Origin of the sequence: Pediococcus acidilactici, from assembly GCF_016127815.1 — a bacterium.
GTDB lineage: Bacteria > Bacillota > Bacilli > Lactobacillales > Lactobacillaceae > Pediococcus > Pediococcus acidilactici.
In genome coordinates this window covers 1,247,581-1,267,936 of record NZ_CP066046.1, presented here as the reverse complement: position 1 = coordinate 1,267,936, position 20,356 = coordinate 1,247,581, and the positions used below count along the sequence as shown (strand labels likewise).

The following is a 20,356-nucleotide window of genomic DNA, read 5'->3' as shown; positions in this document are numbered from 1 at the left end:
AAGATTACTACTTTCTAATGTAAAAATCTACTTTTAAAAATACGACAAATATGTCCAAAAATTATTGGTGCGGGCTGGAGGAGCAATGCTAAATGATATTTTTTAAAATAGAAGGACTAACCGCCACGGGATGTCGATTGCATTTTTTGGAAGATTGTTTAACGGAAAATATAACGTATTCGTAGGCTAAACTTGAAGAATTTACAGAAGGCAAAACTAGCTCTTTAAAATATTTAACGCTTCTGAAGGCCTAACAACGAGGACTTTATGAATTAGGAATGAGGAAAATGAGCATTTTTTATACAACTTACTTTTTACAAGAGGTACAATGTAAAACATACCTAAAAAAATAAGTTACACTCGCTGAGGAGGAATGACGATGAAAGCAATTACGATTAGAGAATACGGGGACGTTAACCAACTTCACGAAGAGGAATTAGCGATTCCGCAAATTGCGGACGACGAAGTTTTAGTTAAGATCAAGAATACTAGCATTAACCCAATTGACTGGAAAGCGCGTATGGGGCTTTTGAAGCAAATGTACGATTGGCAATTTCCAGTGGTTTTGGGATGGGACCTTTCGGGCGTGATTACCAAAGTTGGTAAGGACGTTAAGGATTTTAAAGTCGGCGACGAAGTATTCGCCCGTCCTGACATCTATGAAGACGGAACGAAGGGAACCTACGCAGAATACGCGGCGGTTAAGGAAGATAAACTAGCGTTGAAGCCAGCCAACGTTTCGTTTGAAGAAGCAGCGGCAATCCCATTGGCGGGGCTAACCGCATGGCAGGTAATCGTAGACCGTTTAAAGGTGCAAAAGGGCGACAAAGTTTTAATTCAAGCCGGAGCCGGCGGCGTGGGTATTTTTGCGATCCAAATTGCCAAACATTTAGGTGCTTACGTGGCCACTACTGCCAGTGCTAAAAACACAGAATTTTTGAAGGGCTTAGGGGCTGATGAAGTGATCGATTACCATGAGCACAAGATCGAAGACGTCCTTCAGGATTACGACGCCGTTTTTGACACAATCGATGCTTTGGATGAGGGCTTAGCAATCTTGAAACCAACTGGTAAGTTAGTGACGATTGCGGGACATCCTACCCAACAGCAACAAGAAGCGCAGCCTTCAGCAACGGCCTGGTGGCTCCAACCCAATGGTAAACAGTTAGCCGAACTAGGTGATTTAGTAGCAAAGGGCGAAGTTAAAGTGATCATTGATAGCACGTTCCCACTTACGGAAGATGGTCTCCGAGCCGCACACGGACGTAGCCAAACGAACCATGCGCGGGGGAAGATTGTTATTAACGTGGGATAATAAGTGGAAAGTTCATGAGTTCCGCGTAACCAAAAATTGCCCATTATGCCCAATTCAGGCATGATGGGCAATTTTCAGTTAATGCTCGCAAACTACCCGACTTTTGTCCCGCGCTCTTTTTTACACTCATTTGCGTTATAATACAGGAAAATAGTTAACAACAAAGGAGAACCGTCATGAAAGCAACCGTATTTATGGAACCAGGCAAAGTAGAAGTCCAAGAAATTGAAAAGCCAACTTTGAAGAAGCCAACTGACGCCGTAATCAAAGTGCTTAGAGCGTGTGTTTGTGGCTCAGATCTATGGTTTTTTAGGGGGATTTCAGAACACGAGCATGGTTCGGCAGTAGGCCACGAAGCAATTGGGATTGTGGAAGAAGTGGGTAGCGACGTACATAACGTTTCGGTGGAAGACTTTGTTATCGTCCCGTTTACGCACGGTTGTGGGCACTGTCCCGCATGTTTAGCTGGTTTTGATGGTGATTGTTATAATCGCGAACCAGGTAATAACGCCTACCAGTGTGAATACGTTCGTTATGCTAACGCTAACTGGGGGCTGGTGAAGATTCCGGGCCAACCAGCCGATTATTCTGACGAAATGTTGAATAACTTCTTAACCCTGTCTGACGTTATGGCCACGGGCTACCACGCGGCCTTCACCGCCGAAGTGAAACCTGAAGATACGGTGGTGGTTATGGGAGACGGTGCCGTTGGATTGTGTGGGGTGATTTCGGCAAAATTGCGCGGAGCAAAACGCATCATCGCAATGAGCCGGCACGCTGATCGACAAAAGTTAGCCCTTGAATTTGGCGCGACTGATATTGTTGAAGAACGGGGCGACGAAGCCGTAGCTAAAGTAATGGAAATCACTGACAACCACGGAGCGGACGCCGTTTTAGAATGTGTGGGTACTGAACAGTCGGTAGATACCGCCACTAAAGTTGGCCGTCCTGGCGCAATTGTGGGCCGGGTTGGGATTCCGCAAAATCCTGAAATGGATACCAACGCGTTGTTTAGACGTAATATTGGCTTACGAGGCGGGATTGCGGCAGTTACTACGCACGATCGCAACGGACTACTACAAGCAGTTTTGGACGGTAAAATCAATCCTGGTAAGGTATTTACCCAACGCTTCAAGCTAGACGATGTTCAAGCTGCCTATGAAGCTATGGACCAACGCAAAGCGATTAAATCATTGTTGATTGTAAGTGAATAAAGCGCAACCGAACGCGTTAAAATTATGAGTATTAACTAGAAATCGGCAGTTATCTCCTGAATAGGGATAGCTGCCGATTTTGGATTAAAGGGGATTGAACATTTTGAGGTGTTATTTGGGGCATCTTAAAGTGGCTCCCGTACAAAAAGTTTTCCACCAATCAAAAAAGCAAGAACGCTGATATCATCCTAATCAGCATTCTTGCTTTTTCTATCTTATGGAGTCGGCGGGTTTTGTACCCGACTGCTCACAAACGTTGATATACCAAAGTTTACATAGCTAATTCAAAAATTGGCTAAGCTTTTGGCTATGTTTTATAAAAAAATATGCTTGCGAGGCCCCAATTTAATTGGGTCTAGAATTTTTGGTGTTGGAAAGTATTTCCATTCCAAAAGTACTAGGCCCTTTTTGATAACAAAAAAAGGCATCTAAGCCTCCCTAGTGCTATGCTTTAAACGACGAAACTCAAGATAAGCGGGGTAGTTATAAATTTCTCCGTTAAAAATTACTGCTTTTGATTTATCTTCATTGTAAATAGGTTGCATACCACTGTTGATATCAATGATACTCAATCGACGAAATCCTAGCGCCGTATCCTCATTAACTAATTCCCCCGAACTATTTGGACCACGATGTTTGATCGTATCCATCATAGCTTCTATAACTGGCTTTTTGTCAGCAATCTTCTTGTCTACGAAACCGACGATACCGCAAATATTAATTCTCCTTAAATTTCAAAACTTACGAATCTGGTTGCTGCACCATATCCAAATATTTGGAGCAACATTTTGTCGGGATTGATATTAATGAAATATCCAGCTAATTCGGAAATCTCATTATATCGGCGATCCCATTTTTTATTATAATCAGTCGTTAGGCCATGTTTTTTACCCATTAAGGCCGAACAATTTAATATTATATGATTAATCCCATTAACTTTGTAGTACTTTTCATAATGCATGTGTCCACAAATGTAATTCGATATGGTCGAAATACCGGTATCAGTAAAGTTATAGCGAACATTAACTCCAAAATCATCGGATAATTCATTTTTAAGTTGTCCAGAATCCTTATTATTAAAGCTAGTAAAAATCTTCTGAACTAAGTCACCGTTGAAGTTCAAAGCTGAACGACCACTTTGACTGATCAAATTAGCATGACCAAAAACTACGACATGCTTATCAATTGTCTTTTCTAAAATAGATATTAAATCTTCGATCTGTTGCTCGCGGATACCACGGACTTTTTTGAAGTCGTACTTCTTGGTCCCGCCATTTAGGATATAGGGAATATCGCTCGTATTCAAGAAAATTACTCGAATATCCCCTTTATCGATCCAAGCAACTTTGGAACCGAGACTCAAGCGTTTGATCTCAGGTTGTTCGAAATCATGTTTCGTTACCAAATTATAGTAGTCGTCACGTCTAAATGAGGCTGAAGTAATAAATTTGTGTTCATCATACTTATCATTTTCATCGTGATTACCTTCCAGCACATAAAAAGGACGCTGGCTATTTTGGTAATTTTCCATCGTGAATTGTAACAATCCTCGACTGATCTCTGGCTTATCACTACCGTCGATCAAATCGCCTAAATGAATATTGTAATCCACTGGCAATGAATCGCAAGCCTTATTGGCTTCAATAATATGCCTTACACCGTTGAGACCATAGTACGATGAACTGGAAACAGCTTTTTCATGAGTGTCCGTTAAAACCGATAAAGTCAAGCAATTTTGGCTAAAGTTAGGTTCAACGTTCTTTCTGAAAACTTGCTCGATATATTCTGTAAAAAACGGTCTCGGCTTTAATTTTCTCAAAAAGTTATCAGTTTGAACAGAGATAAATTCAGATAGTCTCGTTCTAAAAAATTTTTTAGTAAGAAATTTGATTTTCACGATTTTTATTCTCCTAATTGGTAGATTGTAAAATTAATCCGAACGCTGTTCGGACAAAAAGGATCAGCTTCCTTTAAAATGGTGTTTACCACAAACCCATCTTTTAGGAGCTGATCTTTTGTCTAGTATAACCTATTCCAAACGAATTAAAATCGAAACCTTTTGTGAACTAGGGCTGTCCAATATCCAAATGGGCGTTCGGCTGAACCGATCACCGTCAACAATTTTTTATGAATTATCTCGATGTCAACCTTATCAGGCTGAATTAGCATAAACAGATGCCGAATACAAGCGATCACGATGTGGTCGGAAAACTAAGCTGAGCGATGAGTTAAAGCAAAAAATTCTCAACCATTTACGTCTAAGCTGGTCACCAGGAATGATTGCTCACGAATTTAAACTAGCTATTAAATCTATTTATAATTGGCTAAATCAGGGGAGAATTGGTTTCTCCTTGAATGATCTACCTGAACATGGCGTACGCCAACGGCGTAACGTTGACCAACGATCCAAATATAATCAATCTTTGGGGCGATCAATTGAACAGCGTCCCATGATGATTAATCAACGTAATCGCATCGGCGATTTTGAACTAGATACAGTCGTTGGTCCTCGTGGGCATAGTAAGGCAGTTTTATTAACTTTAATCGATCGCAAATCACGGTTCCTTTGGGCATACCGGTTAAAAGATCGGACGACAGCGACTGTTAATGAAGCACTAACTAAGTTCCTAACCACTTTTAATGGTCCGGTGCACAGCTTTACTGTGGACCGTGGCACTGAGTTTAGTGGGCTAGTATCACTTAAATCACAATATGGTATTAAGACCTATTACTGCCATGCTTATACTCCAGCTGAACGTGGTAGTAATGAACGCTTTAATCGGAATTTACGTTATTTTTATCTTAAAGGGACTCGTTTTGAGCACATTAGTGCTCAAGATTTAACGACGACGTTACTCCAAATTAACCAGCGACCGCTTAAAATACTCGACTGGCAAACACCGTATCAGGTTATGCTGACAAATTTGTCCAAAAATTCGGATTAAATTTGCAATCTACCGTTTAACTTCTGAACAAGTTGTTTCCGAGGGTATTAGTACTAATTCAGATTTTTCTGAAGTCTACTTTGCTGTTCAATCCATCGCTGATGCCATTCGGCATCAAGATAAAGAAAAATTGTTACAACTGCTTAGAACCAAGACCACTACTCCATATCTTCGTACACTACTTAATACTTTTAAAACACGCGTTAAATCAATCGTATATGCTCTATATTCACCATTATTAAATGGTCGTATTGAAGGCACTATTCGTAAAATTAAACAAATTCAACGCACGGCTTATGGATATAGAAATTGGCAGCACTTGAGAGATCGTATATATATTGAATTTATATTTAAAACTAAAAAAGAAAACCAATTCGTGAATGAATTGATTTTCTTCAATTGCCTTCAGCAACACTTGTTGACTTAGAGCCCTTAAAATTCAACATTAACGCACCAAATAGGGACCAGAGATTTTTAATCTCTAGCCCCTATTTTTTAGTGGATAATCGGATTAGGAGGATTACCACTTTTAAGGTACTTTAAATGGTTAGCAATAAAATAAGTTTTGAAAAAGCTAGTGGTTAAGTTGGTAACCAACCTGACTGAGCTTATCCGCGAACCTTCTCACCTTGGTTGCTAACCATTTCGTGATACTTCAGGTACACCTCGGCGTAAGGATTTTCACAATTCTCGTGCCAAGGCTTTACGTGTCCGCAGAAATGAATTAACTTAGGATCTTCACGTGTTTCTGCGTAAGGTTCCAACAATTCGGTCCGCGGTGGAAAAATGGTTTCCATTACAATGTTGGACTGGGCGTTCCATTGGGGATGCAAGTGTAGCCAATCGTTGTAAAGGATGGCGTTCAACGCGTCCTGATCGTGGAAACGTAATTTTTCGGGGTTTTGGTTGATGTAATCTAACACTTTTTGGGTGATTGACTTCGCCCGCCAACGGACAAGGTCAATTAACATCATTCCCGAATTAAAGTACTTTTCATTTTCCTTAGTGATTCCCATTTTTTCCAACCGGTCGTGGAATCCAGCATCCTCTACGGCAGCAATTACGTTGCCCTCTAAGTTGGTTTGCCATAATTCATGCAAACTTGTGTTGGCAATGATGTCGCAGTCGAGGTAGATTGCCCGGTTGATGGATGGCAACAATGCGGGAGCTAGGATGCGGTAGTAGGCCGTTTTGACGATTCGGTCGCTTTCTACCGCGTTAGCTAGTAATTCTTCGTTAACTTCTACAATTTTAATCGTCGCGTTGTCATACCGGGCAATGATGCTTCCCAATAACATCATGTCGCGATCAGTCAGGTGATCGGGTAACAAGAAGAAATTGTATTGGTGTTCTGGATCATTTTCTAAAATCGAAATATAAGATGTGGCAAGCGGTTGAATAAAGGCCGAGTTTGCCGCTGAGATAACGTTAATCACTCCACGATGCATTTCCAATTCACCAAGTTCTTCGTGATACTCATCTAAATAAGGATGGACGGTGAGGTCCTTCCACGGTTTTTCATGAGTAGTGAAATGAACAATGCTAGGTTCCTTAATGGCTTCGTCGATTAGTTCAGCGTACCCCTGGTTGATTGGCCGATGTTTTCTGAAAATAATCGAGTTTTGTAAATTCCATTTTGGATGAAGAAATTGAACTTCCCCAGCTAACACGGCGTTAAGCGCGTCTTGGTCGTGGAAAATAATTCGGTCGGCATGATTTCTAATAAATGCCAAAGTTTTTTCTGTGATTCGATGGGCGTTCCACCGGGCAACATCGATCACCATGATTCCGGAATTGAAATATAGATTACTTGCGGCAACCACGGGATCGACACCTAGGCGATGCAATGCAAAAGCCTGTCCCGTATCAATAACCGCACCCACGGTATTACCATTTAAATTACTTTCGGCAAGTTCGGTTAGGTCCTTTCGAATCAAAACGTCAACGTCTAAGTAAATTAGTCGATCAATCTGCCGTGAAGCTAGTAGCTTAGGGGCGATGATTCGAAAATATGCGGTTTTATTGATGTGTTGGTTCGTTGGGCAAAAATCAAAACGTTCGTCGTCAAGATTTAAATACTCAATGGTATGAAAATTATGCATCAATTTGTCTAACAGTGCCCGGGTTTGGTCACCAAGGTTGTTAGTTAAAACAATGAAATGGGCCCGGGTTGCTGAATTTAAGGTTTCTAAAGCAGTTTTAATGGTAATGCATAGTGGGTCAGCATAATTACGGTCCGCTGCCAATAAGATATTAATTTTTTTCAAATTCATACACCCCTTTTTTGATTTATATGCCCATTATATAAATTTATTCAAAATTAAGTAAAGTAATATGCAATAGTTTTGATAAGGAAATCAAAATATTTGCAAACGCTATTCTCCGTCTGTATAATAGTAGATTGTAAAATTAATCCGAACGCTGTTCGGACAAAAAAGATCAGCTTCCTTTAAAATGGTGTTTACCACAAACCCATCTTTTAGGAGCTGATCTTTTGTCTAGTATAACCTATTCCGAACGAATTAAAATCGAAACCTTTTGTGAACTAGGGCTGTCCAATATCCAAATGGGCGTTCGGCTGAACCGATCACCGTCAACAATTTTTTATGAATTATCTCGATGTCAACCTTATCAGGCTGAATTAGCATAAACAGATGCCGAATACAAGCGATCACGATGTGGTCGGAAAACTAAGCTGAGCGATGAGTTAAAGCAAAAAATTCTCAACCATTTACGTCTAAGCTGGTCACCAGGAATGATTGCTCACGAATTTAAACTAGCTACTAAATCTATTTATAATTGGCTAAATCAGGGGAGAATTGGTTTCTCCTTGAATGATCTACCTGAACATGGCGTACGCCAACGGCGTAACGTTGACCAACGATCCAAATATAATCAATCTTTGGGGCGATCAATTGAACAGCGTCCCATGATGATTAATCAACGTAAGCGCATCGGCGACTTTGAACTAGATACAGTCGTTGGTCCTCGTGGGCATAGTAAGGCAGTTTTATTAACTTTAATCGATCGCAAATCACGGTTCCTTTGGGCATACCGGTTAAAAGATCGGACGACAGCGACTGTTAATGAAGCACTAACTAAGTTCCTAACCACTTTTAATGGTCCGGTGCACAGCTTTACTGTGGACCGTGGCACTGAGTTTAGTGGGCTAGTATCACTTGAATCACAATATGGTATTAAGACCTATTACTGCCACGCTTATACTCCAGCTGAACGTGGTAGTAATGAACGCTTTAATCGGAATTTACGTTATTTTTATCCTAAAGGGACTCGTTTTGAGCACATTAGTGCTCAAGATTTAACGACGACGTTACTCCAAATTAACCAGCGACCGCTTAAAATACTCGACTGGCAAACACCGTATCAGGTTATGCTGACAAATTTGTCCAAAAATTCGAATTAAATTTGCAATCTACCGAAATACAAAATCGGGAGGTGAAACGACCGGACGATATCAAGCGATTCAGGAAATGATAGTCGAAGGCTACTCAGTTAGTGAATTAACCAAAGCAGCTGGAATAACAAGGCAGGCTTACTATAAATGGCTCAAACATAAGCCAAGTAAGCGCGAAATCGAAGAGTCAGAGATTTTTCAATTAATTAAGCAGTTAGAGAATGAGCATAAGCAAAGTGTTGGCTATGACAAGATGACTAGGTTAATCAATTTGAGCCAACAAATTTCTTACAATGTGAATAAGAAACGTATCATTCGAATAATGAAGGAACATGGAATCAAGGCTGACTATCGTCAGCCGACTCGCAAGCGTATCCAGACTCAGCAAGCTTATGAAGCTGAAAACATCCTCAAGCGACAATTCAATCAGACAGCAGCTAATCAAGTTTGGGTTACGGATACCACAGAAATAACATATGGAGTACGGCTTAATAAGGTTCGACTGCATGTGGTATTAGATCTATATGGCCAGTATCCAGTAAGTTGGTTAATTACACCTACTGAAACCGCGGAAGGGGCTATTAAAGCATTTGAAAGGGCACGAGTAAATGAAGGAGCATTAGCTCCGCTTATCCATACTGACCGTGGAGCAGCATATACCTCAAAAGCATTCAACCAGTATTTAGTGATTAACAATGCACAGCATAGCTACTCAGCTCCGGGAACACCGGCAGATAATGCGGTAATCGAGCACTGGTGGGCTGATTTCAAAGCAATTTGGATAGCTCATCTTCCTAAAGCTCAAACGTTGGTAGAACTAAAACAACAAGTCAAAGAAGGCATTACATATTTTACCGAGAAATTTATCTCAGCGAAAAGAAATGACCTTACCGCAGCAGAATATCGCTTTGGCAAGGCCAACTAATTTTTATTATTTAAAGTGCAAACTTGACAGGGTACAGTACCTGAAAATAATAAAGTGTTTTTTATATTTACCAATTTAGAACTAAAAGAATTACTTAATTGTTCAGAACACAAAGTAATTTCTATTAAAAAGCAATTAGAAGAATTTGGATTGTTACGACAAGAAAGTGTGGGGTTTGATCCAAAGCAAAAAAGAATTTGCCTAATCGGCTTTATTTAGGACAACTCCATCTTACAGCAACCGATGTTTATAAAATGCCTGATTTTTCTAATAAAACGGCTGAAACCCTTGGTACAAGCGGAACTGCAAATTCTGCAGTTAATCAAGAAGAATATAATAACTTAGATACTAATAGATACTATAAAGAGACTGCACAGCTAGATTTTTCCACTGCTAATTTTTCAAATGCTCAAATTGAAAAACAAAATCAAGACCTAGTACAACATGCAAAAGAATTTTTGACAGAAGAAGATAATAACCCTATTCCATTTGAACCAGAAACAATACGACTAATTAGTCTATGGGCAAATAATAATCCTAAAATCATTAAAAAAACTATTGGGATTATTCTAAATGCTAGACGAGATGTCCAAGATTTACACAAAGATCATCATCTATTTTTTATCTTAGATCATGAACCAGAATTACAAACCAAGATCACACAAACCTTGCGTCGGTATTTTAATGCTTTGCGAAGCGACGATAAACAGATTAAAAATTACGAGAACTATTTATATATCACTATGAAAAATATGTTTGAAAATTACGGTAGTTCTAAACTACAACGTGAATACAAGCTTGAACACTCAACAAACCAGATAGCGAAGAATAATTTATCAATGGACTTAGGGACGGAGTATCTGAATTAATTAGAAATGCAAAAAATGTAAATAGTCGTTAAAAGCTATAAAATGCCATATAAGCAATTTTATAGTTAAAACGACTAATTATCCGTTTAATCTATAAAAATGGCTGAAACACAAAAATAAACGCCTTAATTGGCTTTTCAATAGCACCAATATAAAATATAGAAAGGGATAAGAACGTAAAACATGAAATGAGATTCAAAGCGAGTTAGCAAAGCATGCTGAAAGTATTGGAGTGGATGCCCTTGCTGCAATCCCACCAATTTACTTTGGATTACCTGAACACGCAATTGAAGCATATTGGACAAGCATGATGGAAGTAACTAATTTAGATTTCATTATATATAATATTCCGCAAACAACCGGTTATGCACTATCAGAAAACTTATTTAAACGTATGATGGCAAAAGAACAAGTTATTGGGGTTAAGAATTCATCCATGCCAGTAATGGATATCAATATGTGGAAATTACGTGCTGGTAAAGATAATATTGTTTTCAATGGGCCAGATGAACAATTTGTAGGTGGACGCGTAATGGGGGCCGATGCAGGTATAGGTGGAACTTATGGTGTTTATCCAGAATTGTTAATGGAAGCGGATCGGTGCGTTCGTGAGGATGACCTTGAAAAAGCTCTTCAAATTCAACTTAAAATTAATGATTTAATTTCAGAATTGACATCATTTAAAGGTAATTTATATGATGTGATGAAGTTAATCTTAGCTAAACGTGGGGTAAGTGTAGGACGAGCACGTAATCCTTTACCACATGTAGAAGATGATGAAATGGATCATGTTGAGGTAGTACGGCAACATATTGATGATGCAATTGCTGAATTTACTAAATAATAAAAAAAAGCCGAGTCTCCTTAAAAGAGGCTCAGCGTTTTTTTAAATCTGTGACCAGACGTCCGCTCCCAAAGTAGGGAAGAGAGGTACGATGCGGCCTAGTTGTTCAGCTGTATATTGAAACTCAATTGCTGGTAATAAAACGTTAATTGCATCGGCAGCATGTTCACTAACTTCAGCTGCTCCTACAAGATGATGGTCTTGATCGTAAATCAAGGTGTTATCACCAATTGTTTCCTTATCAACTTGGCGGAACCATCCGTCAGGAAGATGATTAGTTTTAATGGTGTAATCAGGATTTTGCTGAGCTTCTTCGACGCTCATACCAACCTGTGCGATTTGTGGTGAGGTAAAGACAATGGTTGGGATGGGCGGATAGTTGATTGCGTCAGTAGTCTTTCCTGTGAAAAGTTGGGTTAAATAACTAGATTCAAAGATCGCAGTCGGGGTGAGCTTAGGCTGTTCTTTATCAAGCACATCACCAGAAGCATAGATGTTATCAATGTTAGTTTGAAGATGATCGTTAACTTCGATCCCGTTAGCATTGTAACTAACGCCTACTTCGTCTAATCCGATGTTTTCGATGTTAGGAATTCGTCCGGTAGCATCCAAAATCCAGTCGGTGGTGAGGGTTTCGTGATCGTTATAAGACACGGTAAAATGAGAACCGTCTTCCTCAAAACGATCCACCTGAGCGTTGTAAATGAACTTCACCCCTCGTTTTTCGAGGTCGGCAATGACTTGTTTTACGTAATCTTGATTAAATTTGCGCAACGCCCGATTATGGCGTAAAAGTACAGTGACGTTCGCGCCGGCAGCATTGGCAATCGTGGCAAATTCCATGCCGATATAGCCCGCGCCAATAATTACGATATTTTCAGGAAGCTGTTTGAGGCTCATAAAATCGGTACTGTCATGCGTAAGTTCTGAGCCCATAACATCTAGATGGTGGGGACGTAGCCCCGTTGCAATCACGATTTTGTCAGCGGTGTAGCGCTGTTGATCCACTTCGATGGTGTGAGCATCAACAAATTTTCCACGACCGTGAATAATTTCGATGTCAACAGAGTCGAGTAAACCAGTAATCATGTCCGGCAAGCCGTCGATGACTTCGTGTTCATGTTCTACATTGGCAGTCCAATCCAGCTTTAAGTCACCATTTACAATGCCATCAAGGCGTTCTTGGTGGCGTAAAAGTTGAACCGGGTTGTCCAGCGTAATTTTCGCGTTGCATCCACGGTTTGGACAAGTTCCCCCGATTTTGTCCGCTTCGATAATGGCGACTTTTTTACCACTATTAGCTAGTGGAACCGCCCCGTCGAAGGCACCATGCCCCGCGCCTAAGTACAAAACATCAAATTGATAACTTTCAGTCATTTAATTACCTCCATCCTAAATTTAGGTGAATAAACAATTACCATTGTTGGCACGAGCATAGCAGAAGATAGGTGCGAGTTGCAAGCGATTGCAACTGAAGAGAACAAAAAGCCATCCTTAACTTTAAATAAGGATTGCTAAAAAATATCTTACTAACGTTTTAATGATTTAATCGATAGCATTGAAATACCACCAATCAAGGAAAAAATAAATGAAACAATAAAAATTCCAGAATAACCAAAAAGACTTATGACGGCAGCGGCTAAAACGGGTGCGATAGCTTGTGTAATTGTATTACCTAAGTTGTAAACACCTAAGAAAAATGCAACACGATTTTGATCGGGGATAACTTTTAAGTTTAATAAATTATCAAGTGCGTTCCATAAGCCCATTCCTAAACCGGCAGCTAAGGCGTAAAGAATAATACCAGTATTATTTCTTAAGAAGAACAGGGAGAGACCTGCAATTGCTAATAAGATAGTTGAGAGACCTACTGGTAATTTCAGTATTTTAAATTTATTAGATAGTGGCCCAGCGACTAATCCCATCAAAATGCCAAAAATAAGCATAATCATGTTAACAAGTTGGATAGAAGATTGAGTTTGATTACCACGATGAAGAAAGTCGGTCATTATATATAAAATGTATCCTGTAATTGCAAAGTTTCCAACTCCCTGAAACATTTTTCCTATAAGAGCTAGGTAGTAGTCGCGCCAATTTGCCAAGAAGGAAAAATTAACTTTACATTTTTTAAAGAAAACTTTTCTTTCTTTTTAGTTGAGGTTTCATCTAAATTAGAAGGCTCATGGACAATCAAAGTTGTAATTAATACGCCAGCAAATGTGAATATACCAAAGACTATAAATCCTAGTCGAACCTGGCTAAGGAACAAAGCACCGATAACGTTAAATCCGTTATTACCTAAAGCCAGGCCTAGACCACCATAAGCAGAAGAAGCAGTCCCCTTTCCATCTTCAGGTGCAAAGGATAATCCAGATTTGAAAAAGCCAAGAGCTAAAAAAGCTCAACAAACTTTACAACAATAATCGTAAAAAGCGCCTAGAAATAGGCGTTTTTTCATGTTTTGACGTTTGAGAAACGCATTCTAAGTCCAGTTTTTATTAATAAATGGGTTAATGTCCGCTAAATGAATATATAAACTACGTCATAACTTAACAATTGTGTCGCTTTTTTGTGCCTTATAATTAAAGGTGTTAAAATACGTCATAACTTACCACCATAAAGCAGTCCAATTAATTTATCGACTTCTAAGTAAAATACCAGGAGTTTTGCTATGAGTTAACTATGATCCTAGGTGGTTACCAAAACATTCCTTAAATTAGGGTCTATAATTATAAATTAGATAATACATTAGAAGCTGGGGACAAGATTGTCTAGATAATGTGTGAGATAAAATTTTTGGCAGGTTATCATACATAAGACAAAATGTTTTTAAAACTGATAACGTATTTATTTCACAACAATTACGCATTTATTTTTGAGAAAAATATAAAGCAGGAGGATTACAATGCTGAAAACTTATTCTTTAACAAAAGATACATTATTAGTTTCGTCAGAATCAAATATCAAAAATTCTTCCGTTGTTTATGTTTATGGTGACGAACGAGAATATATCGAATCTTTTGAACATAAATATGACCTTGAAATAGGCAATATACTAACGTTTGATGATCAAGTTGCATATGACACGATGATAGATCGGAACGATGAAAAAAGTTTGCTCGTAAGTTTTTTGTTTCCCGAGGTACATGAAGGTGGGCATCTACATAATCTGACGACATCTATTGTTTTCTTGGTATTTAAAAATAAGTTGATAATTTTTACAAAACAAAAATTAAAATTCATTCCCGAACTCTTATCCAATATGGTTTTACGTGATGTCAATAATTTCATAGAGGAAGTACTTTTAAAGATCATACAAAAAGATTTCCATGTGATGCTTAACCATCTTCGTGGAGTCAAGGAAAAAATTGATGATTTAGACTCAGAAATATCAACGTCCGGTTCACTCAGACCAACGTTTGGTGATTTATTGACTCTTCAAAAATACATGATAGCTTTGTCAACAACCTACGGCGCTAATCACAAAGCGCTGGATTTCATTAAAAAAAATCCACAACTATTAATGATATTGATTTTACCACCAAAAAAATAATTGGTGGGATATACGATACAAGCGACACAATGGATAGAATTATTTTAGGTTATAGCCAATATTTGGATGATTTGGAAGATATGATAACCAATATGATTTCGTATCAGCTTAACATGATTATGAAAACTCTAACAGAGATATCAATCGTTTTGACTATTCCAGCGATTATTTTTGGCTTTTGGGGAATCAATGTCCATGTCCCGTTTGAAAAATCTTCTTATGGTGTTTTTGCTGTGCTGATTATCTCTGTTATACTAAGCCTAATTTGCTGGTTTTGGTTGCGACGCAAAAAATATTTGTAAAGTATTTGTGATACCCTAATATGATTTAAAGCAGAAGTGCTTTGTTGACTTTTTAAAAGGCTGATTCCTTTCAATAATTTAATAGCTTCAGCGGCTTCCTTCACAGTATGAGAGTTAGAATATTCAAAGATAGCCATATTCCAGCTATCTTCTTTTCTTTTGGGTATACCCTCCTTATAGTTGGGATTGTGTTGCCTTGCAAATATTTTACCGGCTTGCATACGCTCGATAATCATATCACGCTCCACCTCCGCGACCGATAGCAAAGTTCTGACAATCATACGCTCAATTGGGGTGTTATCTATCGTTCCTAAATTTAAAACCTTAATCATTATTTTTTCTTTCAATAAGTCATCAATTAAGTTCAATGCTTCTCTAGTACTACGAGCAAAACGATCTAACTTTATGACGATCAATGTGTCATTGGGTTCAATCAGATGGACCAGTCTTTCAAATTGCGGTTGCCTGGTGTTACATTTCAGAGGAAAAGTATAGTTTGCGAGAGTCAATGAACCTTACGCTGGGTTCAGAAGGATTACCTGTGGCACAAGCAGGAGGACAAAAGAAGAAGCAAGATGAAAATTCTGGTGACATTATAATAGAATACAAGGATCATACTTTATTTCTTGAAGTAACACTGATGGATAAGAATGCCATTAAACGTGGGGAGTGGGAACCAGTACTTAGGCATACCGTCAATCTTTCTGCTAGTCGCACTGTTCCGGTTCAAACATATTTCATTACTGACGCTGTTGATAAGAACACCAAAAATATTTGGCGTTCTGTGGCTGCAACCGATTTAGAGGAAACCGCTGTCCAACATCGCTCTGTTCGTGCAACCATATATCCTCTGACAATTGATACGTTGATTAAATGGTTACATGATAAAGGTGTAAACGAAAAGGTTATTTGGGATGCCGTAGATACTTCATATAAACCAATAATCGAAACTGATTTCGACGCTGATTGGAAGGCTGACATATTAGCCTCGATATCATCGAATAACTAAATACAGAAAAATACAACAAATATTATCAGACTAGGGACTATACTGGTAGCGTCAAGAATCTTGTGTAAATGAAATGCCTTCGTACATATAATATGTATCTAACTTAAATAAATGATGCTTCCAAGGTGTCCTGGAGTCCTTTGAACCCTCGGTGGATCCGCTTCAGAGACTTCTCGTTATAGACATTAAACTGAAAAACCAGTAAGCGATCCAGTGAATCTTCCGTTGGAAATTGTTCTTTGTGGTGGGTGGTGCGCTTGAGATGCTTATTAAAGTTCTCAATCAGGTTAGCGGAGTATAGTGATTGCCGGATAGCTGGTAGAAAGTCCATGAAAGTGAGTAAATTCGGCATTTTAAGCAGATCTTTGATTAATTTGGGATAGGTCTGATGCCAGTTGTTGGCGAACTCATTCAGTTTCAGTTCGGCTGCTTTACGGTTGGCGGCCCGATGAACTTGTTTAAAGTCACTGATCACGGCCTTGCGGTCTTTTACGCGAACTTTGTTCATCAGATTCCGCCCAACATGAACCAGGCAACGTTGTCGTTTGGCTTTAGGGAAATGCCGATTCAAGCCTTCATCCAAACCAACTAACCCATCGGCCACAAACAACAGCACATCTTTAACGCCCTGCTTGATCAAGGTTCCCAGCAGTTCAGTCCAGATGCCAGTCGATACCGTTGGCGCCACTTGGTAGTTCAGCACTTCTTTCGTACCATCTGGACGAATGCCAATCGCAAGATGAACGGCTTCTTTTTGAACGGTATCCCGCTTTAATGGCAAGTAAGTGGCATCTAAGAAGATGGCCGCATATTGTGAAGCCAGTCGACGTTGCTGGAAAGCTTGAACCTGTTCATTGACGGCTTTAGTCATGTTGGAAACCGTGGCTTTGGAGTAGTGAACACCGTACATTTTCTCAATGAGTTCGGCAATTTCAGCAGTGGTAATTCCCTTGGCATACAACTGAATGACCGTTGTTTCTAAATTATCACTATGCCGACCGTAGGCTGGCAAGGTATGATTTTCAAACCGGCCATTGCGATCTCGAGGAATGGTTAAGTTAAGTTGGCCGTACTTCGTATCAAACGAGTGCTCATAACTGCCGTTGCGGTTATTACCAGTGTTAATCCCAGCGTATGAGTAGGGTTCGTAACCTCAAAACTCTGCCAATTCGGTTTGAAGCAGCTGGTTAATCGCAATTTCGAGGTGGTGACGAAAAACTTCGTCCAAATCTTGCTTTTGGGCTAGTGCAGCGATAATTTCTGTGGTAAGTTCATTCATGGGGAATGCCTCCTGTGATGTTTTCTGTGATTACTAAATATCATAAGGAAAGGCATTCCCTATTTCTATACAATTCAGAAATCTTTTATGTATTTACACAAGATATTTTACGCTCTCCTATGTGTCTTATATGGCTACTGTATGAGTGGTTACTATATATGTGTCTATGCTTGTGTGTGGTGTCGTACGTGTGTGTCTTGTGTCATGTACTTGTGGTCTATAGTCTTAGTGTTCTTGAGTGGCTCGGCTGTCTGTCCTATGCTGTCGCTGGTGGCTCCGTCATTGCTTGTGGTTTGCCTTGGTGTCTATACCTAGTTACTTATGTGCTCACCTTATAGTTGGTATGTTGTGTTGCTGATATACATGATATGTATATAGATGATGCGTTTATGCTTGTGCCTAGTTGCTCGCTTGTGGTGGGAGGTCAAGACTTTTGCAATCTCAAAATTAAAATAAAAAACGAAATAAAAAATATATGTGGCTCTAGCTGATCGCTAGGACTTTTTTATGCATATATTGAATGTTTATACACAATAATGAATATCTATATAGTTGGATAGGTGTAGGAAGATTGAGGCAAACTAAAACATAGAAATATGATTTTTTAAAAATTAATATCGATGGAAATGCCTATTTAATAGGGCGGGGGGTGATTTAGAAAAAAGATGAAAATTCTGTTAATGCCTCGCAACCTCAAATATATACACAAGGTACCACATCGACTTTTCTTGTTAAAAATATTTTACACGGTTAAGTATATTGTTCTGCCAAAAGTGGCAAAAATCTGACTCGGCAATTTACCGAATTAGGCTGTATGTATGGTGGTTAAAAATCTGCCACCATTAGCAATTAATTATTTAATTTTCTGGATTGCTCTTTTGTCATTCCATACTTTTTTGAAAAATCCTTGCTTGTAATAGTTCTATCGCTTCTATCTTTCGGTAATTGTTGCTTTAATTCATTTGATAAATTATTGTATATACTTTGGTTCTTACCTTTACCAGTCTTATTTTTACCGCCTAAAGAGTTACCAACTTGTTTAGATTTATTAGTACTATTCGTAGCCCAATCCAAATACAGTGGAATATCTAATTTATCTTTTTTAATTTTCTTCTTCAATTCAATTGCAAAAGTTGATTTACTCCAAACACCTTTTTTAATATTCCACTTATTCATAATTTCCTTATAGTCACTATATGGATTAATGTTAGGGTCTCCAAAATATTCTTTTGTTACATTCTTCACAACTTCTTCCAGTGCTCTATTATTATTATCTAATTCTAATTGTTCCCATGCATCTCTACGAGGCGTACTTAATAATTGGTCAAAATAACTTAATTTTCCTATATACATCCAATCTTTCTTGCCTCTGGTTAATCCAGTATGAAGGTTATTAATTGTATAAAAATCATGACTTTGGGGGGGAATTGGTCGGTTTCCCATATAGAAACATACTTTATCAAATTCCATACCTTGTATGTTATCTGTTACACTTCCACACATGAAATTCCAATAGTCAGGATCAACTGATTCTTTATCAATAGTTGGAATATCTGGGATAGTATTTTTCAATCTTTCTAAATATTTATTAAAGGGATTGAGATAGATTTCAGAGTCTTTCTTTTTTGGTGAGACAAAGGGAAAGTCTTCAATTGGAATTATATTTCCATCTTCTAACTTATCGTTGGCTTCTCTGATTCTTTTGTAATCAGGGCTTATTATCATCCACCCATCATTAAAACATTGCTTTAGGTGCATTTGATAATTATGGTTAAATGAATGTTCACTTCTTAATTCCTGATAAAATTCTTCATTAAAATCTTTAGCATTCCAACTAGTAACGGCATCCATTCTATAGTTTTTTCTCAATACTCTAACCTGAATGCTATCAATATAAATTTTCCAGTCATCAACTACATCAAGAAATGTACCATCTTTTATATTCTTATATAGTTGTTTCATTAGACCATTAAAATTCTTGTCATCATTATCATCAAATATTTGTTTATTGTGTTCATTTTTCATCCAGAGTGCATCCAAAGCACCTGATTTATTGATTGCTGGTTGCTGGTGGCTATCTCCATAGCAATAAATATTTACATCTTGTCCTGATTCTTTTTGGTTATTAACATGCATTAGTAAGGATTCAAAGGTAATGCTCGCCATCTTCCCAAATTCATCAATAATTATATTACTTGCTTTATTAGTGCTATAACTACCAAAGTTAACCCTTACCTTTAATAACTTATTTACACGTTTAATACTACCTTGCAATCTGCTACTGGCTGTTTTGTTAGGTGTAGTCAGAAATACATCATTATCATCAATATTTCTTAGTACATCATTTATTGCCGTTGTTTTTCCAGTTCCTGCGTTGCCTACGCATAAGAACATCTTCACGGTTCCATTGCTCATACACACACCTCTATTTTGTTTTTTTCGTTAAAATTTGCTAGATACCTTATATAAGACCTGTACCATTTTTTAATTAATTTAAGTCAATTTATCTATATTAAATATATATAATTGCTTCACGGTAATTTAGTCGTTTCTTATATATAAAGTGATTGACTATTTTACCGTCAAGGATTTATAGTCATGGGGCACAATTCCAGAATGGAATTTGAAGAATCTTTTCATTTTGTGGGTTTCAAAATGAAAAGTCCAAGACAACTAGTAGCTAACT

Annotated in this window: 13 protein-coding genes and 6 pseudogenes; 11 read left to right on the top strand and 8 right to left on the bottom strand. The window is 38.3% G+C overall.

Translation table 11 applies throughout. The features are described 5' to 3' along the window. The first annotated feature begins 379 nt into the window (after positions 1-379). Positions 380-1,315 (top strand): NADP-dependent oxidoreductase, encoded by a 936-nt coding sequence (locus tag I6H64_RS06375; RefSeq protein ID WP_008842350.1) that lies wholly within the window; start codon positions 380-382, stop codon positions 1,313-1,315. 176 nt (positions 1,316-1,491) lie between these two features. Then, positions 1,492-2,529: a zinc-dependent alcohol dehydrogenase family protein gene (locus I6H64_RS06370; protein ID WP_008842349.1), complete on the top strand. Its 1,038-nt coding sequence runs from the start codon at positions 1,492-1,494 to the stop codon at positions 2,527-2,529. A gap of 479 nt (positions 2,530-3,008) precedes the next feature. Here the strand turns inward: I6H64_RS06370 and I6H64_RS06365 are convergent. Together I6H64_RS06365 and I6H64_RS06360 are read right to left on the bottom strand one after the other, a co-directional pair. Continuing rightward, positions 3,009-3,245, bottom strand: a pseudogene (locus I6H64_RS06365) (asparagine synthase (glutamine-hydrolyzing)); the annotation flags it as partial. An 11-nt stretch (positions 3,246-3,256) separates the two neighbouring features. Beyond that, complete coding sequence (locus I6H64_RS06360) at positions 3,257-4,426, bottom strand: metallophosphoesterase family protein (protein ID WP_008842348.1); 1,170 nt, start codon at positions 4,424-4,426, stop codon at positions 3,257-3,259. Between the two features lie 118 nt (positions 4,427-4,544). On the opposite strand from I6H64_RS06360, the pseudogene I6H64_RS06355 reads away from it, so the two are divergent. Continuing rightward, positions 4,545-5,474, top strand: a pseudogene (locus I6H64_RS06355) (IS30 family transposase). Beyond that, positions 5,452-5,901 carry a transposase gene (locus I6H64_RS10285; protein WP_081276405.1) on the top strand — a complete coding sequence of 150 codons (450 nt, stop codon included), beginning with the start codon at positions 5,452-5,454 and terminating at the stop codon, positions 5,899-5,901. Before I6H64_RS06355 ends, I6H64_RS10285 begins: the two are co-directional and overlap by 23 nt. Positions 5,902-6,082: 181 nt before the next feature. On the opposite strand, the gene I6H64_RS06345 is transcribed toward I6H64_RS10285, so the two are convergent. Further along, positions 6,083-7,747 carry a glycosyltransferase family 8 protein gene (locus I6H64_RS06345; protein ID WP_008842470.1) on the bottom strand — a complete coding sequence of 555 codons (1,665 nt, stop codon included), beginning with the start codon at positions 7,745-7,747 and terminating at the stop codon, positions 6,083-6,085. 221 nt (positions 7,748-7,968) lie between these two features. On the opposite strand from I6H64_RS06345, the pseudogene I6H64_RS06340 reads away from it, so the two are divergent. The 5 genes and pseudogenes from I6H64_RS06340 to I6H64_RS06325 all read left to right on the top strand — a co-directional run bounded on the left by I6H64_RS06340 (position 7,969) and on the right by I6H64_RS06325 (position 11,527). Beyond that, positions 7,969-8,898 (top strand): annotated as a pseudogene (locus I6H64_RS06340) (IS30-like element ISLpl1 family transposase). Positions 8,899-8,965: 67 nt separating this feature from the next. Then, the gene (locus tag I6H64_RS06335; protein WP_056985222.1) at positions 8,966-9,814 is read left to right on the top strand and encodes an IS3 family transposase; all 849 of its coding nucleotides are present in this window, start codon (positions 8,966-8,968) and stop codon (positions 9,812-9,814) included. A gap of 54 nt (positions 9,815-9,868) precedes the next feature. Then, positions 9,869-10,033: a helix-turn-helix domain-containing protein gene (locus I6H64_RS10140; protein WP_008842404.1), complete on the top strand. Its 165-nt coding sequence runs from the start codon at positions 9,869-9,871 to the stop codon at positions 10,031-10,033. Further along, positions 10,012-10,683 carry a repA gene (locus I6H64_RS06330; RefSeq protein WP_230937730.1) on the top strand — a complete coding sequence of 224 codons (672 nt, stop codon included), beginning with the start codon at positions 10,012-10,014 and terminating at the stop codon, positions 10,681-10,683. Before I6H64_RS10140 ends, I6H64_RS06330 begins: the two co-directional genes overlap by 22 nt. Before the next feature lie 232 nt (positions 10,684-10,915). Then, positions 10,916-11,527 (top strand): dihydrodipicolinate synthase family protein, encoded by a 612-nt coding sequence (locus I6H64_RS06325; RefSeq protein ID WP_005919342.1) that lies wholly within the window; start codon positions 10,916-10,918, stop codon positions 11,525-11,527. 42 nt (positions 11,528-11,569) lie between these two features. On the opposite strand, the gene I6H64_RS06320 is transcribed toward I6H64_RS06325, so the two are convergent. Both I6H64_RS06320 and I6H64_RS06315 read right to left on the bottom strand, forming a co-directional pair. Beyond that, entirely contained in the window at positions 11,570-12,904 is a 1,335-nt protein-coding gene (locus tag I6H64_RS06320; RefSeq protein ID WP_008842402.1) for a dihydrolipoyl dehydrogenase family protein, read from the bottom strand. Between the two features lie 152 nt (positions 12,905-13,056). After that, positions 13,057-13,587, bottom strand: a complete 531-nt coding sequence (locus I6H64_RS06315) for an MFS transporter (RefSeq protein WP_005919347.1) — start codon at positions 13,585-13,587, stop codon at positions 13,057-13,059. 845 nt (positions 13,588-14,432) lie between these two features. Between I6H64_RS06315 and I6H64_RS06310 the strand changes: the two are divergent. Further along, positions 14,433-15,382 (top strand): annotated as a pseudogene (locus I6H64_RS06310) (magnesium transporter CorA family protein). A 74-nt stretch (positions 15,383-15,456) separates the two neighbouring features. Here the strand turns inward: I6H64_RS06310 and I6H64_RS06305 are convergent. After that, positions 15,457-15,852, bottom strand: a pseudogene (locus I6H64_RS06305) (recombinase family protein); the annotation flags it as partial. Positions 15,853-15,890: 38 nt separating this feature from the next. Here I6H64_RS06305 and I6H64_RS06300 point away from each other — a divergent pair. Beyond that, positions 15,891-16,391, top strand: coding sequence for an AlwI family type II restriction endonuclease (locus I6H64_RS06300; RefSeq protein ID WP_229092962.1), 501 nt, complete (start codon positions 15,891-15,893; stop codon positions 16,389-16,391). 103 nt (positions 16,392-16,494) lie between these two features. Here the strand turns inward: I6H64_RS06300 and I6H64_RS06295 are convergent. Then, positions 16,495-17,670: pseudogene (locus I6H64_RS06295) on the bottom strand (IS256 family transposase). Positions 17,671-18,519: 849 nt separating this feature from the next. Then, the gene (locus I6H64_RS06290) at positions 18,520-20,085 is read right to left on the bottom strand and encodes an AAA family ATPase (RefSeq protein WP_008842462.1); all 1,566 of its coding nucleotides are present in this window, start codon (positions 20,083-20,085) and stop codon (positions 18,520-18,522) included. Positions 20,086-20,356 lie beyond the last annotated feature (271 nt).